This is a genomic window from Pseudoalteromonas sp. SW0106-04, assembly GCF_001293805.1.
GTDB classification, from domain to species: domain Bacteria; phylum Pseudomonadota; class Gammaproteobacteria; order Enterobacterales; family Alteromonadaceae; genus Pseudoalteromonas; species Pseudoalteromonas ruthenica.
This window is the reverse complement of the sequence record NZ_BCAI01000004.1, coordinates 116,617-131,473: the sequence shown is the minus strand read 5'-3', so window position 1 is coordinate 131,473 and position 14,857 is coordinate 116,617. Positions and strand designations below refer to the sequence as shown.

15 protein-coding genes are annotated in these 14,857 nt (G+C 48.1%); 3 read left to right on the top strand and 12 right to left on the bottom strand.

The features are described 5' to 3' along the window. Positions 1 to 1,098 (bottom strand): chorismate synthase, encoded by a 1,098-nt coding sequence (aroC, locus tag W04_RS06965; RefSeq protein WP_053910308.1) that lies wholly within the window; start codon positions 1,096 to 1,098, stop codon positions 1 to 3. A gap of 42 nt (positions 1,099 to 1,140) precedes the next feature. Continuing rightward, on the bottom strand, positions 1,141 to 2,076 hold the full coding sequence (gene prmB, locus W04_RS06960) for a 50S ribosomal protein L3 N(5)-glutamine methyltransferase (RefSeq protein WP_022945747.1): 936 nt from the start codon (positions 2,074 to 2,076) through the stop codon (positions 1,141 to 1,143). Between the two features lie 88 nt (positions 2,077 to 2,164). Here prmB and smrB point away from each other — a divergent pair, with 88 nt between their 5' ends. After that, a complete protein-coding gene (gene smrB / locus W04_RS06955) occupies positions 2,165 to 2,728 on the top strand; it encodes an endonuclease SmrB (protein WP_026111224.1) in 564 nt (187 codons plus the stop codon). On the opposite strand, the gene W04_RS06950 is transcribed toward smrB, so the two are convergent. Together W04_RS06950 and W04_RS06945 are read right to left on the bottom strand one after the other, a co-directional pair. Next, entirely contained in the window at positions 2,725 to 3,150 is a 426-nt protein-coding gene (locus W04_RS06950) for a GNAT family N-acetyltransferase (RefSeq protein ID WP_053910307.1), read from the bottom strand. The two genes, smrB and W04_RS06950, sit on opposite strands and share 4 nt — an antisense overlap. After that, a complete protein-coding gene (locus W04_RS06945; RefSeq protein ID WP_053910306.1) occupies positions 3,147 to 6,146 on the bottom strand; it encodes an EAL domain-containing protein in 3,000 nt (999 codons plus the stop codon). Before W04_RS06945 ends, W04_RS06950 begins: the two co-directional genes overlap by 4 nt. Positions 6,147 to 6,581: 435 nt before the next feature. Here W04_RS06945 and W04_RS06940 point away from each other — a divergent pair, with 435 nt between their 5' ends. Beyond that, the gene (locus W04_RS06940; protein ID WP_045978186.1) at positions 6,582 to 7,739 is read left to right on the top strand and encodes a chorismate mutase; all 1,158 of its coding nucleotides are present in this window, start codon (positions 6,582 to 6,584) and stop codon (positions 7,737 to 7,739) included. A 69-nt stretch (positions 7,740 to 7,808) separates the two neighbouring features. Here the strand turns inward: W04_RS06940 and tyrA are convergent, their stop codons facing one another. The 8 genes from tyrA to ffh all read right to left on the bottom strand — a co-directional run bounded on the left by tyrA (position 7,809) and on the right by ffh (position 13,813). Then, positions 7,809 to 8,948 (bottom strand): bifunctional chorismate mutase/prephenate dehydrogenase, encoded by a 1,140-nt coding sequence (tyrA, locus tag W04_RS06935; RefSeq protein WP_053910305.1) that lies wholly within the window; start codon positions 8,946 to 8,948, stop codon positions 7,809 to 7,811. A 216-nt stretch (positions 8,949 to 9,164) separates the two neighbouring features. After that, positions 9,165 to 9,524, bottom strand: coding sequence for a 50S ribosomal protein L19 (rplS, locus tag W04_RS06930; RefSeq protein WP_022945752.1), 360 nt, complete (start codon positions 9,522 to 9,524; stop codon positions 9,165 to 9,167). A gap of 44 nt (positions 9,525 to 9,568) precedes the next feature. Then, positions 9,569 to 10,321, bottom strand: coding sequence for a tRNA (guanosine(37)-N1)-methyltransferase TrmD (trmD, locus tag W04_RS06925; RefSeq protein WP_022945753.1), 753 nt, complete (start codon positions 10,319 to 10,321; stop codon positions 9,569 to 9,571). Further along, positions 10,321 to 10,857, bottom strand: coding sequence for a ribosome maturation factor RimM (gene rimM, locus W04_RS06920; protein ID WP_022945754.1), 537 nt, complete (start codon positions 10,855 to 10,857; stop codon positions 10,321 to 10,323). The genes trmD and rimM overlap by 1 nt, the downstream gene beginning before the upstream one ends. Positions 10,858 to 10,874: 17 nt before the next feature. Further along, entirely contained in the window at positions 10,875 to 11,123 is a 249-nt protein-coding gene (gene rpsP / locus W04_RS06915; RefSeq protein ID WP_022945755.1) for a 30S ribosomal protein S16, read from the bottom strand. A gap of 177 nt (positions 11,124 to 11,300) precedes the next feature. Next, on the bottom strand, positions 11,301 to 11,804 hold the full coding sequence (locus W04_RS06910) for a GNAT family N-acetyltransferase (RefSeq protein ID WP_053910304.1): 504 nt from the start codon (positions 11,802 to 11,804) through the stop codon (positions 11,301 to 11,303). Then, positions 11,794 to 12,318 (bottom strand): DUF3750 domain-containing protein, encoded by a 525-nt coding sequence (locus tag W04_RS06905; protein WP_053910303.1) that lies wholly within the window; start codon positions 12,316 to 12,318, stop codon positions 11,794 to 11,796. The genes W04_RS06910 and W04_RS06905 overlap by 11 nt, the downstream gene beginning before the upstream one ends. Before the next feature lie 112 nt (positions 12,319 to 12,430). Next, on the bottom strand, positions 12,431 to 13,813 hold the full coding sequence (ffh, locus tag W04_RS06900; protein WP_022945758.1) for a signal recognition particle protein: 1,383 nt from the start codon (positions 13,811 to 13,813) through the stop codon (positions 12,431 to 12,433). 167 nt (positions 13,814 to 13,980) lie between these two features. Between ffh and W04_RS06895 the strand changes: the two genes are divergently transcribed. Beyond that, positions 13,981 to 14,787: an inner membrane protein YpjD gene (locus W04_RS06895; RefSeq protein WP_022945759.1), complete on the top strand. Its 807-nt coding sequence runs from the start codon at positions 13,981 to 13,983 to the stop codon at positions 14,785 to 14,787. Positions 14,788 to 14,857 lie beyond the last annotated feature (70 nt).

Here is a 14,857-nt window from a genome sequence, read left to right as displayed (position 1 = left end):
TTATTTTTGCCCTGGGATAGGCCCAAACTCATGGGCCACATGAGGGTTTTGCGCCCGTTGACGCAATAGATGGTCCATCAAGGTAATGGCCATCATCGCCTCGGCAATAGGCACCGCACGAATACCTACGCAAGGGTCATGACGGCCTTTAGTGATCATTTCTACCGCCTCATTGCGAGTGTTAATACTTTGCCCCACCACAGTAATGCTTGACGTGGGCTTGAGGGCGATGCTGGCAACGATATCTTGGCCGGTAGAGATGCCCGCTAACACACCGCCCGCATGATTGGAGGTAAAGCCTTTTGGAGTGAGCTCATCGCGACCTTGAGAGCCTTTTTGCTCGACCACGGCAAAGCCATCACCAATCTCCACCCCTTTAACCGCGTTGATGCTCATCAATGAGTGCGCCAGTTCTGCATCAAGACGGTCAAACACAGGCTCGCCCAAACCTACCGGCACACTTTTAGCCACGACCGTGACCTTTGCGCCGATGGAGTCGCCCTGCTTTTTTAAATCTCGCATATACTCATCAAGGGCATCAATTTGACTGGCATCAGGGAAGAAAAAAGCATTGTTATGCACTTCACTCCAATCATACTGCTGCGCTTTAATAGGCCCTAGTTGCGATAAGCACCCTTGCACCTCGATACCGTGAAATTGCTTCAGGTACTTTTTCGCTATTGCCCCCGCAGCGACGCGAATAGCGGTTTCTCTGGCTGAAGAGCGCCCCCCACCACGGTAATCGCGCACACCATATTTATGCCAATAGCTGTAATCACCATGGCCTGGGCGAAACACATCTTTAATTTTGCTGTAATCTTTGGAGCGTTGATCGGTGTTTTCAATCACCAGGCCAATACTGGTGCCGGTAGTTTTGCCTTCAAACACCCCAGAGAGAATTTTCACCTCATCCGCCTCTCGGCGCGCCGTAGTGTAGCGGCTTTGCCCCGGTTTGCGCCGGTCTAAGTCGTGTTGTAAGTCAGCCTCATTAAGCTCCAGCCCAGGTGGGCAGCCATCGACCACCCCCCCTAGCGCTGGCCCGTGGCTTTCGCCAAAGGTAGAGAGCTTAAATAGCTGCCCTATACTGTTACCTGCCATGTTCTTTCCTCATTCCAAAAATGGCGTTACCTAGTAGCCAACCTAGCTGCCAAAGTGGGCATCTAAATCGGCTTTTGAAATCATAAACACCCCTAAACCACCCTGCTCAAACTCAAGCCATGTGAAGGGTACCTCGGGGTATAGCGCTTCCATGTGTACCATAGAGTTGCCCACCTCAACAAATAACAAACCGTTATCTGTTAGATGCTGTGCTGCGTTAGCAAGTAACTGGCGGGTCACATCCAAGCCATCTTCACCCGAAGCCAGCCCTAATTCCGGTTCATGGTGAAACTCTTGAGGTAAATCGCCCATATCCTCAGCATCAACATAAGGCGGGTTGGCAATAATCAAGTCGTATTTTTCTTGGCCTACGCCGCTAAATACATCGGATAAAATCGGTAATACCCTATCTTGCAGCTGATAATCCTGGATATTGATATCTGCCACGGCCAGTGCATCAGGGGAGATGTCCACAGCATCCACCAGCGCATTTTCAAATGCCTGCGCTAAGGCTATAGCAATACAGCCTGAGCCAGTACACATATCGAGTATACGCATTACATTTTCGGGCTCTTGCACCCAAGGTGAAAACTGCTGCGAGATGAGCTCTGCAAACGGTGAGCGCGGCACTAATACCCGCTCATCTACATAAAATGGCATGCCAGCGAAATATGCTTGATTGGTTAGATACGCCACGGGTGTGCGCTCATTAATACGTTTTGCAATCAGCACACTCAAATGCAGCTTTTCAGCTGTGGTTAAACGGCTACTAAGAAGCGTGTTCGGCGCATCCATAGGTAAATGCAGTGCCGGTAATACCAGAGCTACGGCTTCATCCCAAGCATTATCAGTACCATGGCCAAAGAATAAGCCATGACCACTAAACTGACTTGTGGCCCAACGCAGCCAATCATTGATAGTTTCTAAGGTGTGCTCAGCATCTTCGCGCTGGGCGTCGGTTAGCAAAATGTCGCTCATGTTTGTAAACGCTCGTTATCCCTTAATAGCGCCATTGTAGCGTGTTTAACGCTAGGTTTTTATGCTTTTTTTGGCTAAACTCTCGACCATGAAAAAACAGCAACCAACAGCACCTGACGCACAGCCATTGTCGCAACAGGACATCGATTTATTTCGCCAAAGCATTGGCGCCACCAAGCGGGTCAAAAATGACACCGTGCGTTTGACTGGGCAACAGAAAAAGCCGATCGCTCAGCGCCAACAAGTGGAGCGCCAAAGTAATACCGAATTCTACTTTTCAGACGAGTATATTCCCGACATAGACACACACAGCACCATCAGCTATGTCAAAGCAGGAGAAGACCGCTACCTGGCAAAGCAATTGCGTCGTGGCGATTACAACCCGGAACTGATCCTCGACTTACACGGTCTCAACAAAGAAACGGTCAAACAGGAATTAGCCGCGCTGATCAGCGCCTGCAAAAAGCAACATGTGGCCTGTGCGTGTGTAGTGCATGGTATTGGTGAGCGGGTGTTAAAGCACAAAGTGCCGCAATATCTGGTGCAGCATCCTGATGTGATTGCCATGCACCAAGCGCCACTAGAATATGGCGGTAAAGGGGCGTTATTAATTCTTATTGACTTGCCCGTGGATGTCAGCCCGCTACTTTAGGCTTGGTATATATCGGCATTATGACGCTGCATCAAAATGCTTGGGTCATCAATGGCGTTAAAGCCAAACTGACGATATAAATCGTGCGCATCGAAGGTGGCGAGCATAAAACGCCGCAACCCTTGCAGCTCAGGGTGGGCGACCACCTTAGCAATAAGCGCTTTGCCTATCCCCTGTCCTTGATAATGCTGCAATACAAACACATCAGCCAGATAAGCGAATGTGGCGTAATCCGTGGTCACGCGGGCAAAGGCTACTTGCTCGCCCCGCTGGTTATAGGCGCCAAAGCACAAGGAGTTATCGATGGCACGACGCATCACCGCAGCAGGAATATCTTTAGCCCAGTAAGTGCGGCTTATAAACCCGTGAATCACGTCAAACTGCAGCTTTGCTTTGTCTGTATCTATATGCACTGAACTCATGGGGCTTCCACTTCGAGGTGTTCAGGCAACGCATTGACCGCTCCCTCTTCCAGCGGACGACTAAAGTAATAGCCCTGCACAATAAAACAGTTATTGGCTTTCAAAAACTCCATTTGTTCTTTCGTTTCAACCCCTTCGGCAACAACATTGAGGTTTAATTTTTGTGCCATAGCAATAATAGCTGCGGTGATCTCCATGTCATTAGAGTCTTCAGGGATATCTTGCACAAAAGAGCGATCCACTTTCAGCACATCAACCGGGAAACGTTTTAAATAGCTTAGCGACGAGTAGCCGGTGCCAAAGTCATCAATGGAAATAGACACGCCCAAACGCTTCATTTCAAGCAACTGCGAAATAGCGGTATCGACGTCTCCCATTAACATAGATTCAGTGAGCTCAAGGTGGAGCTTGTCAGGGGCAATGCCAGATTCACGCAAGGTTTTACTCATAGTGGCAATGAGGTTGGCGTCTTGGAACTGCCGCGCTGATAAGTTCACCGATACATTGGCTTCAAGACCAGCTTTAGCTCGACGCGCCGAGAATGCGCACGCCTCGCGCATCACCCACTCACCAAGCTCAACAATGAGTCCTGTGGCTTCAGCGATGGGAATAAACTTAAATGGTGAAATGGGACCTTGCACAGGGTGAGTCCAGCGCACCAATGCCTCAAAACCAAGAATACGGCCATCACGGCTATCAACCTGTGGTTGGTAATGAAGATGAAATTGACTATCACGGATCCCTTGGCGTAGCTCATTTTCTATGTATAAGCGCTCGTTTGCAGCGGCATTGAGCTCTTTGGAGTAGAAATGATAGGTATTTTTGCCTTTCGCCTTAGCCTCGTACATTGCCAAATCAGCGTGCTTAAGCAATTGATCCTCTTCGCTACTGTCATCGGGTGCCATGGTAATACCAATACTGGCACTCACAATCACCTCGTTATTGCCAAGCTGAATAGGCTGATTAAGAGTGCGCTGAATGGTGTTAGCGACTTCTTTTGCACGCTCATGACTTTCAATACCACTGAGTAATACCGCAAATTCATCACCGCCTAAACGGGCAATGGTGTCTTCGGTACGAAGGCGGTTTTTGAGGCGCCGAGCTACTTCTACCAGCAATAGGTCACCGACATCATGGCCCAAGGTGTCATTAATGCGTTTAAATTCATCAAGGTCGAAGTAAAACAAGGCAAAAGCATAATGCCCTCTATCCGCGAGCGCCATCGACTTACGTAGCTGCATGCGGAAGAAAGTACGGTTGGCCAAACCGGTAAGGGTATCAAAATAAGCCAGCTGCTCCATTTTGCGCTGACTCTCTTTTACAAAGGAAATGTCTTGCGCGGAAACGACGTAGCTGTCGACATCCCCTTCCTCATTACGGATGGGAGAAATACTGAGTGATACCCATATAGCTTGACCGTCAATGTGCTGCAGCATGGTGTCACCACGCCAATAATTACGTGAGCGTAAGTCAAACTCAATGTCTTCGTTAAGAATCGCCATTTCCCGGGCAATAACACTGAGTAATTTGGCCTCTATAAAGTGCTCTTCGCTGTACCCGGTCATCTCCAGCATTTTCGGGTTCACATACTCAATTTGCAGTTGATAGTTGGTGATCAACACCCCAGTACCAGAGTAAGCGACCGCTTTAGAGAGCCGGTTGGCAGCCTGCTCGGCCACTTCTTTTTCTTTAATACGCTGATTAAGCCCGGTGATGGTGTTACTCAGCTCGACACTCATGTCTTTAAATGAGCCATTGAGAACGCCTATTTCATCTTTACTCTCTGGCGGGAAATCGGTGTCCATTTTGCCTTTGCCAAAGCTGGATACCGCATTCACAAGCAAATAAATGCGCCGAAGCACGAGCTGATACAAAGCTTGGTGTAGTAGCAGAGCAACGAGAATGGCGTAGAGAATAAACAGCCCTAAGAACTTTATTTGCAATGCCTCAAGCGCTTCTAAAGCACTGGATTGCTTACGGTAAATGCCTACGTACCAATCCAGCCCTTCAACTTTGCGAATCGTGGTGAGGTAATTCTCTCCCTCGTAACTGAATTGCTCTGTCACCGTTGGCAGTTTTAAGCGCAGCGCCCCACTGACTAATTCAACCAGTTTAGGGTTAATAAAGTCAGACATGCGTAGCGGTTTACCTTGGCGGCCATAGCGTTGGTAGGTTGCATTGTCTAAGCGCGGGTGAGCCAATAACTGTCCCTGTGCATCAACAACAAACATCTGCTGATGTGGGTCATCTATTGGTAAGTATTCGAGTAATTTATCCAGTTCTAAATCCGCACCTGTTAGCGCGACGTGCTGATCCTGCTTATAAATGGGCGTGACAATACTGACAATCCATTTGCCCCAGATAGGGTCGTAGTAAACCGGCGTCCACACTGCCTGACGGGTGGGGTTATTTTGCTCATTAACGCGATCGAAATTCAATGAGTTCACGGCGCGATAATCCGCTGGCACATCCAATGCCCAGTTCGGCGGCGCCACTCGGACAAAGTCATCCTCGGTCAGCAAATAGAAATTAAAATAGTCTTGAATCAACGTGGGTGAAATGACCTGCCAAAGCTGCTCTGATTTTGCAAACAGTTGCTCGTAGGATGGTGAATAATTTTTTTTCGGGATGATGGCAGCAGAAAGGCCATCATCAGACATGCTGCGCAGTGTTAGTTCATCGGTAATTATAAATTGAGGTGACTTAAAGGAAGCGTTGGTGTTGGTATGAGTGAATAAAGCGCGTTTAACGACCTCGTTGGCCTGCTCAGCAATGTTGGTTTTGGTATCTATAAAACGGCCAAACTGACCGATAAAACGTGCACTATATTGGTTTAACTGTTCATGCTCTTCAAACATCAACTGCTTTTGCTCTGACTTGAGCATCAGCACCGCCGCAAAAATACCGGCAATCAAACAAATAGCAGAGATCAATGCCGAGAGCTTGATGCTGAGGGAATGAATGCCAAACCGAGATGGCGGACGCCTGTAGACCACTGCCTATCCTTTTTAAGTCTCTGGATTAATGTACTTTTAGCCAGCTAGCAAATATAACAGGCCTCAGGCACTTATATAAACCTTTTTCGTGGAATAATTGATTGCACGGTATTGCAGCCCATACAAAGGTATGAGCAATAACACCGCGTTGCTAGTTCGCATGGTATTTGTAACACAATAACGTTTTCTACTCACCTAGTTTACCGGCGCTAAGACATTAAATTGAGAAATATCAAATTAGCCCGATTTAGCTGTTGACTTGCATAGAGTGGAACCAGTAGATTGAAAGTATGAACAGTATCTCTTTCGTATTTTTTCGCTTTTTTATCTTCCGCCCTTGTTAGGGAGGCCGATAGCGAGTACGTGAGATTCACCTTATGCTAAAGCCTCCCCACCGGGAGGCTTTTTTCGTTTTGGGAATGAGGAAACCTAATAATGACTAACGAAACGCTGCATGCATTGCGCCGGGATATTAACGAAATAGACTCCGAGCTTTTGATTTTGCTGGCTAAACGCCGCCGTATCGCACACTCCGTTGTGGAGTATAAAATTAACAACAATAAACCCATACGTGATGAAGCCCGGGAACAGGCACTGCTGGAGAACTTGATAAGCTATGGCAAATCCTTAGGGTTAGACGCTTATTATATCAACAATGTGTTCCAACGTATTTTAGAGGACTCGGTGTTGCACCAACAGGCCATGTTGCAACAAAACCTCAACCCCGAAGCCTTAGGGACGACCAACCGAGTCACATACTTAGGAGGGCAAGGCTCGTACTCGCAACTGGCCGTACATAAGTATTTCAGCCGCCGCCCAGGCAAGCTCGTGGAACTTGGTTGTTCACAATTTGATGAAATCACCGGCGCAGTGGAAAAAGGCCAAGCAGACTTTGGCGTACTGCCCATTGAAAATACCAGCTCTGGCAGTATTAATGAGGTGTTTGATCTCTTGCAACATGCCCAAGTGTCGATTGTCGGTGAAGTAACCCACAGCGTTGAGCACTGTGTATTAGCCAAACCAGGGACCGAGCTGGGCGATATCAATAAGCTCTTTGGCCACCCTCAGCCATTCGCTCAGTGCAGCCGGTTTATCCAAGGGTTGGATCAGGTGCAGCTCGAGCATTGCGACTCCACCACCAGTGCAATGAAGGCAGCGCTTGAGTGCGAGCACAGCGCGGCAATTGGCTCGGCGCAGGCCGGCAAGCATTTAGGGTTAGAGGTGCTGCAAACGGCGATTGCTAATCAAAGTGAAAACCACAGCCGCTTCATTGTGGTTGCCCGCAAACCGCTTCAGGTATCAATGCAAATCCCCACAAAAACATCGCTAATTATGTCAACCTCGCAACAGGTGGGCGCCTTAGCTGATGCTCTGATGATTTTCAAACAGCGTGAAATTAACTTAGTGAAACTAGAGTCTCGCCCGGTGCCAGGCAACCCTTGGGAAGAAGTGTTTTATGTCGACTTAGAAGCGAACATCGACGACCCTAATGTTAATCAAGCCTTAGAAGAGCTTAAACCCTTCACTGAGTTTATCCGCGTTTTAGGCTGCTACCAAAGTGAATCGCTTAAAGCGGTTACGCCAAAAATGTAATCCTGTCTGTGTAGAAAGGCGCCATCAATGCCTTTCTACACACGGAACACACCTTTGATAAAGTAAAGACTAACCTAACACCTTGGCATCATTGGCTTTATTTAACAAAGCTCGGCTTTGGCTTAAGAACTGATCGCTGGCATCACTAAAGAACACTTTTGCATCAGAGAATGCGCTCATTAACGCCTCTTTGTCTTTATCACGTAGCATACTTAAAGTATGTTCATAGGTATTTTTATACGCTTCCAAGAGCGGCTCAACGCGCTCAAACTGCGCAAGCATGATGTCGCTATACAGCTCCGGGCTTTGTGCAAACAAACGGCCCACCATCATTAATTCCAGCTGATAGATAGGGGACGAGCAATCGCGAATTTCTGCTAAGCTATGTTCTTGTTTAGCTAGAAACTGGCCATATACGAAGGTGGTTAAGTGACGCATAACCTGGATTATTTGCATGGCTTCGTCGTGTTTGCGTGCGCTCATAGTGACAAGTTGACACCCCCACACTTTAAGCTGAGCCAACAACGCCTCACCCGCTTCACTCTCTACGTCTTTGCACACCACCACCGTTTGTTTAACCCAATGGCTAATATCTGGTCCAAACATCGGGTGCAAGCCCAATACTGGACCGCTGTGTTTGTTGGTTAGCGCCGCTAAGGGCTTTTCTTTCACAGACGTGATATCAACTAGCAAGGCATCGTCGTCCAAAGCAGGAAGGTTGGCGACAACCTCCTCTACGGCGTTAATAGGTACACTAATAAGCACACATTTAGCGCCTTTGAGTAACTTTGCAGCTTCGCCACTTTGCTGTTCTTGGCGGTCAATAATACGCACCTCAACACCACTACGGGTAAGCTGCTTAGCAAATAGTTGCCCCATCGCTCCACGGCCACCGACAATCGCCACCGGATTGAGCGACTTACAAACACAAGCCAACTCACTTTGTTGGTTTTGATAGGCCTCTCGCATCATGCGCCGCAAAATATCTTCGACCAAGTCAGGGTTAACCGCCGCTTCTTCAGCCTCTTTACGCCGCGCCGCGATCAACGCCGCCTCGCGTTCGGGGGCATGCAAAGGAGCGCCGCTTTGTTGCTTTATTTTGCCTACCTGCTCGGTGATTTGGTTACGCTTGGCAAGGAGGCGAACGAGTTCGGTATCACAGGCATCGATTTGATTGCGAAGTTGGGCTAGCTGCTGCTTTGGGGTCATAATGTAAACTTAAAATTACACGTGGTAAACTAATTAATACATCGATAGTAGCAATATTAGTAAGTCTGGAAAAGGGGCAAGAGGTAACAAGGTGTTGAATAATATGCGAGGAGTCACCTGCAGCGAGAGGGAGCATAAGGCGCTGCCTGTAAAAACCAAAGCGGGCCAGCTATTACTAGCTGGCCCGCTTTATCACGTCTTAGTAAAACGCGCGTATTAATTAAGTTTTTCTTTAATACGTGCAGACTTACCAGAACGCTCACGCAAGTAGTAAAGTTTCGCGCGACGTACTGCACCGCGACGCTTAACTGTGATGCTATCTACAAGTGGGCTGTGCGTTTGGAATACACGCTCAACGCCTTCACCGCTTGAAATTTTACGCACGGTGAATGCAGAGTGTAGGCCACGGTTACGCTTAGCGATTACAACACCTTCAAAGGCCTGTAGACGCTCTTTGTTACCCTCTTTTACACGTACCTGTACAACAACTGTGTCACCAGCGCCGAAGCTTGGTACGTCTTGCTTAAGCTGTTCAGCTTCAAGCTCTTTAATAATATTTTGGTTTACTTTTGCCATTTTATTTCTCACTTTCCTAGGTGTAACTGTCTTCTAGCCACAAGCTATGAGTTTTCTTGCTGATATTCAGCGAGTAACTGCGCTTGCTCCTCAGTCAGAGCTAGGTTTTGCAACAAGTCTGGACGTCTTTGCCAAGTTCTCCCTAATGACTGCTTTTGCCGCCATTTTGCGATTGCTTGGTGGTTACCACTGAGTAGAATCGGTGGAACCGCTTTGCCATCCAATATCTCTGGCCGGGTATAGTGCGGACAATCGAGCAAGCCATCCGAAAATGAATCTTGCTCAGCCGATTGGTTATGACCTAACACCCCTGGCACTAATCGCGCAACAGCGTCAATTAATGTCATGGCCGGCAGTTCACCGCCGCTGAGGATAAAATCCCCAATCGACCATTCTTCATCGATATAGGATTCGATGAGCCGTTCATCTATACCTTCATAACGACCAGCTACTAAAATCAGTTTATCGCACTGAGCGAGCTCTTGTGCGCCTTGCTGATCTAGTTTTCGCCCTTGTGGGGACATGTAAATTACCTTAGCGCCCTCGCCTGCCGCAGCTTTCGCATCGAGTATGGCCTGCTTCAATGGTTCAACCATCATCAACATGCCTGGACCTCCACCATAAGGGCGGTCGTCCACGGTACGATGCTTATCCGTTGCATAATCGCGCGGGTTCCAGCAGTGAAAGTCGATTAAACCACGTTTCACTGCGCGGCCTGTTACGCCCTGCTCAGTAATTGCCGAAAACATCTCTGGAAAGAGGCTTATTACCCCCATCCAAAACGGTGTTTGTGCCATTAAAAGCCTGGGTCCCAGTCCACAGTAATCTGACGCTCGTCATGGTCCACATTGATAATGACCGAATCGGTCAAAAATGGGATTAAACGCTCGCCTTTGCCGAATGCATCTTTACTGTTTGCTTTCACAACCAGCACATCATTCGAGCCTGTCTCCATCAAGTCATCAACTTGACCTAAGTCATAACCTTTTGTGGTTACCACGGCCATGCCGATGAGATCTCGCCAATAAAACTCCCCTTCGGGAAGCTCTGGTAATTGCGCCACTTCAACCGAGATTTCCGCATTGGTCATTGCCATTGCTTGGTCACGGTCATTAATTTGCGCAAACTTGGCGATAAAGCCTTTGTTGTGGCGACGCCAGTCACTCACTTCAAAGGTTTGCCATTTACCTTGTTGCCCTATCAACCATGGGCTGAAATCGAAGATCCCTTGGGGATCATCAGTAAATGAATGCACCTTAAGCCAACCCTTGATCCCATACGGGGCTCCGAGTTTGCCAACGACGATTGTTGAGGCTTGCTCTTGTTGACTCATGGTTACACTTACGCCTATTAAGCCGCTTTACGAGCGTCTTTAACTAGCTTTGCTACGCGATCTGAAAGAGCCGCGCCTTGGCCTACCCAGTGATCAACACGGGCAAGGTCTAGACGAAGTTTTTCTTCCTGACCAGCAGCAATAGGGTTAAAGAAACCTACTTTCTCGATGAAACGACCGTCACGCGAGAAACGGCTATCCGCAACCACAATTTGATAGAAAGGACGCTTCTTAGCGCCACCACGTTGCAAACGAATAGTTACCATACCGTCCTCTAAATAGATTGACTGTTTTCATTAATAAGTGAAACTTCCCCATACAGGGAAGCTCGGGAATTGTACGAATTTTTTGCCACAATGCAAGTAAGAACTGCATTAAATACGTGGTTTGTGTGGGTTAAATGATGATCTTAGCTTTTGAGCTGCCGCTAACGGCCGGTTTGTTCAGCGTATGTCGTCAAGTAATAACCCATAAATAAGGCCATCAAAACGCTGGCCCTGCTTCACTATTGCTTGCCTTAGCTGTCCTTCGAGGACAAAGCCACAGCGCGCTAACAGCGCCTGAGAAGCTTTATTCTCCGCAAATACGACTGCATGCAGGCGCAGTAAATCAGTTCCATGAGCGAGCTTGTTTAATAGCTGTTGCAGCGCTTCACTCGCAAAGCCTTGGTGCCAATAAGGCTGACCCAGCCAATAACCTACCTCAGCTGATTTAGCGTACTCGAACTGCCCCACTGTGGCGCTGATACAGCCAATCAACTCATTATCGTGCTCAATGGCGTAGATGTGCTCGCTTTGAGCGCCCTCTCGAACCCACCAAGTGGCATCCGCCTCAGTGTAAGGATAAGGGATTTTGGGCGATAAGAAACGTTGTACCTGGGCATTATTGAGCAAAGATACTAACGCGTGCTCATCGCCTTGGGCAAAACGACGTAAGCTAATCGCCATAACCACTGCCAATAGCACTAAAAGGCATCGCCAGTTCAAGTTCGGGAACTTGCCTGCCTATCCATGCGGGAAAGGTATTGCTGTTCGGCCCTGGAAAGAGCGTGTATTCGTTTTCCCATGGATACTGCTTCGCAGCAGCTTGGATTTTAGGAATAAGCTCCGCTGCTTTGGCGCCGCTGACCACATGAAATTTATCAGGCTTAGCACCGTACCAGTAACGATCAGGTGTGGATGTTTTATAGCTGCGCAAAGCCGGTCGACCTTGGTCCACGCCCCAGCCAACCACTTCATACACTGTATACTGCTGTGCCCCCTGCTCTTTTATTGCAAGCCAAGTATGCACGGCAAACCAACCACGCCAGCTGAATGCATCAGCAGCATAAAACTCAATCACCGCCCCCGGCTCACTCACCGGCTGCGCAATACCCGCACTTTCACGACTGGCAGTACGCCAATCCGTGCTTGTACAGCCAACCAATACCCAAAAGAGCATGGTAATAATGAGCGCTCTCATATCAACCTCGCTTGTTACATTGATATAGAACCTACTATTTCACCGCTCAACGCGCTTTGCAACGCAAAAAAAAGCGCGACGGTTGTCACGCTTTTTTATATAACGCATTGGCTCAGAATTTAGGGCCGCCGGGGCCACCCATCATTCCTGGTGGCATCATCCCTTTCATGCCGCGCATCATTTTCATCATACCGCCTTTGCCTTTCATCTTTTTCATCATTTTCTGCATCTGTGTAAATTGCTTCAGCAGCTTGTTGATGTCTTGCACTTGTGTGCCAGAGCCCGCAGCAATACGCTTTTTGCGTGAGCCTTTAATAATTTCCGGACGCGCGCGCTCTTTCGGTGTCATGGAGTTGATAATGGCTTCCATTTGCACAAATGTTTTGTCGTTAACTTGCCCTTTTACTCCTTCAGGTAAGTTACTCATGCCAGGCAGTTTATCAAGCATGGACATCATGCCACCCATGTTTTTCATTTGTCGCAGTTGGTCAGCAAAGTCCTCTAATGTAAAGCCGCTGCCTTTAAAGACCTTATCCGCTACTTTTGCAGCTTTGTCTTTATCGACCTTCATTTCCACTTCTTCGATAAGAGACAAAACGTCGCCCATACCGAGAATACGCGACGCGACACGATCGGGGTGGAACGGCTCTAGAGCATCGCTACGCTCACCAACACCGATAAACTTAATGGGTTTACCGGTAATATGGCGAATCGATAGCGCGGCACCACCACGGGCATCACCATCGGTTTTTGTTAAGATCACGCCACTAAGTGGCAGTGCTTCATCAAAAGCTTTCGCGGTATTCGCCGCATCCTGACCGGTCATGGAATCAACCACGAACAGCGTTTCAATTGGGTTAATAGCGCTGTGCAGTGCTTTAATCTCGCTCATCATGTCTTCATCAACGTGAAGACGACCGGCGGTATCCACTAACACCACATCAATAAACTTTTTCTTGGCGTGAGCAATGGCGCCATTGGCGATATCAACTGGGTCTTGCGAGGTATCGCTGGGGAAAAACTCGACATCTACTTCAGATGCTAGAGTTTCAAGCTGTTTAATTGCCGCTGGTCGATAAATATCGGCACTCACCACCAATACCGACTTTTTCTTGCGCTCTTTTAGAAACTTCGCCAACTTGCCAACACTGGTGGTTTTACCCGCCCCTTGTAAGCCAGCCATCATAATGACTGCCGGCGGCTGGGCATTGAGGTTAAGCTCTTCGTTAGCCTCGCCCATGGCTTTTTCAAGCTCTTCACGGACTATTTTGACAAACACTTGGCCAGGAGTCAGGCTTTTAGTTACCTCTGTGCCGACGGCACGCTCTTTGACTTGCTTGACGAAATCACGAACAACGGGCAAAGCGACGTCAGCTTCAAGCAAAGCCATACGCACTTCACGCAGCGTCTCTTTAATATTGTCTTCAGTGAGGCGGCCACGGCCACTGATGGTTTTTAGGGTCTTCCCTAATCGTTCCTGCAGATTTTCAAACATCGCTAACGATTCCGTTGCTACTTACATTTTCGCCGATTATAACTGAAAGCGGGGGGCAAATCCCAGCACCAAGTGCAAAGCAAAGGCAATTAGATCTAGGCAAGCGTGTTCGCTTTAAATACAATGGCTTCTTGATGGAATAATAACTACGAGCAAAAAAGGTCATCATGCTGATTACAATTTTGACACTGTTGAGTTGTGCTTTTTACGGTGCCGCTACCGCGCACGTATTGTCTCGCTTGTTTGATGCCAAAGGCCCATCGCAAAAAACCACGGTGATCCTCAGTACGCTTGCGATTTTGACGCACATGGTGTTGCTCGTAAATGCGGTATTCACCACCCAAGGCCAAGACCTATCTTTTATTAATGTATCGCTACTGACCTGCTGGGTTATCGTATTATCAGTGACCGCCGTGTCACTGCGCTTTCCAGCCACCTTATTGCTACCTGTCGTGTATGGGTTTGCCACTATTTTATTATTCGCTAGCCTATTTATGCCGCACGATATCATCGTGCAAAGTATTCGCTTAGAAATAGGGTTAGTGACACATATCTCTATTTCACTGCTGGCTTATTGCGTGCTGGTGATTGCTACCTTGTATGCGGTGCAGTTTTATTTCATCGACAAACGCCTTAAACGCAAAGACTTAGCCATTGTATACAGCCACTTGCCACCGCTGATGGTGGTCGAACGGCAACTTTACCAATTAGTGTTTGTTGGCACAGCTTTGTTGAGCCTTGCCCTGCTCTCTGGGTTTGTATTCCTAGATTCCATGCTGGCTATTGAAAACGCGCATAAAACGGTGCTTTCCATTATCGCCTGGGGGGTGTTTTTAGCCGTTGTTATTGGCCGCAAGCTGCGAGGTTGGCGCGGCAAATCCTCGGTGATCACTATTATGGTCGGTGCCGGCCTACTCACTCTTGCCTATTTTGGCAGTCGCTTTGTCCAAGAAGTAATATTGCAGCGTTTTTAAGCAATTACTTTATCTTCAGGGCAAGTTCACTTGACTACGCGCGGCGAGTGCCGCTTAATATACCTTGATT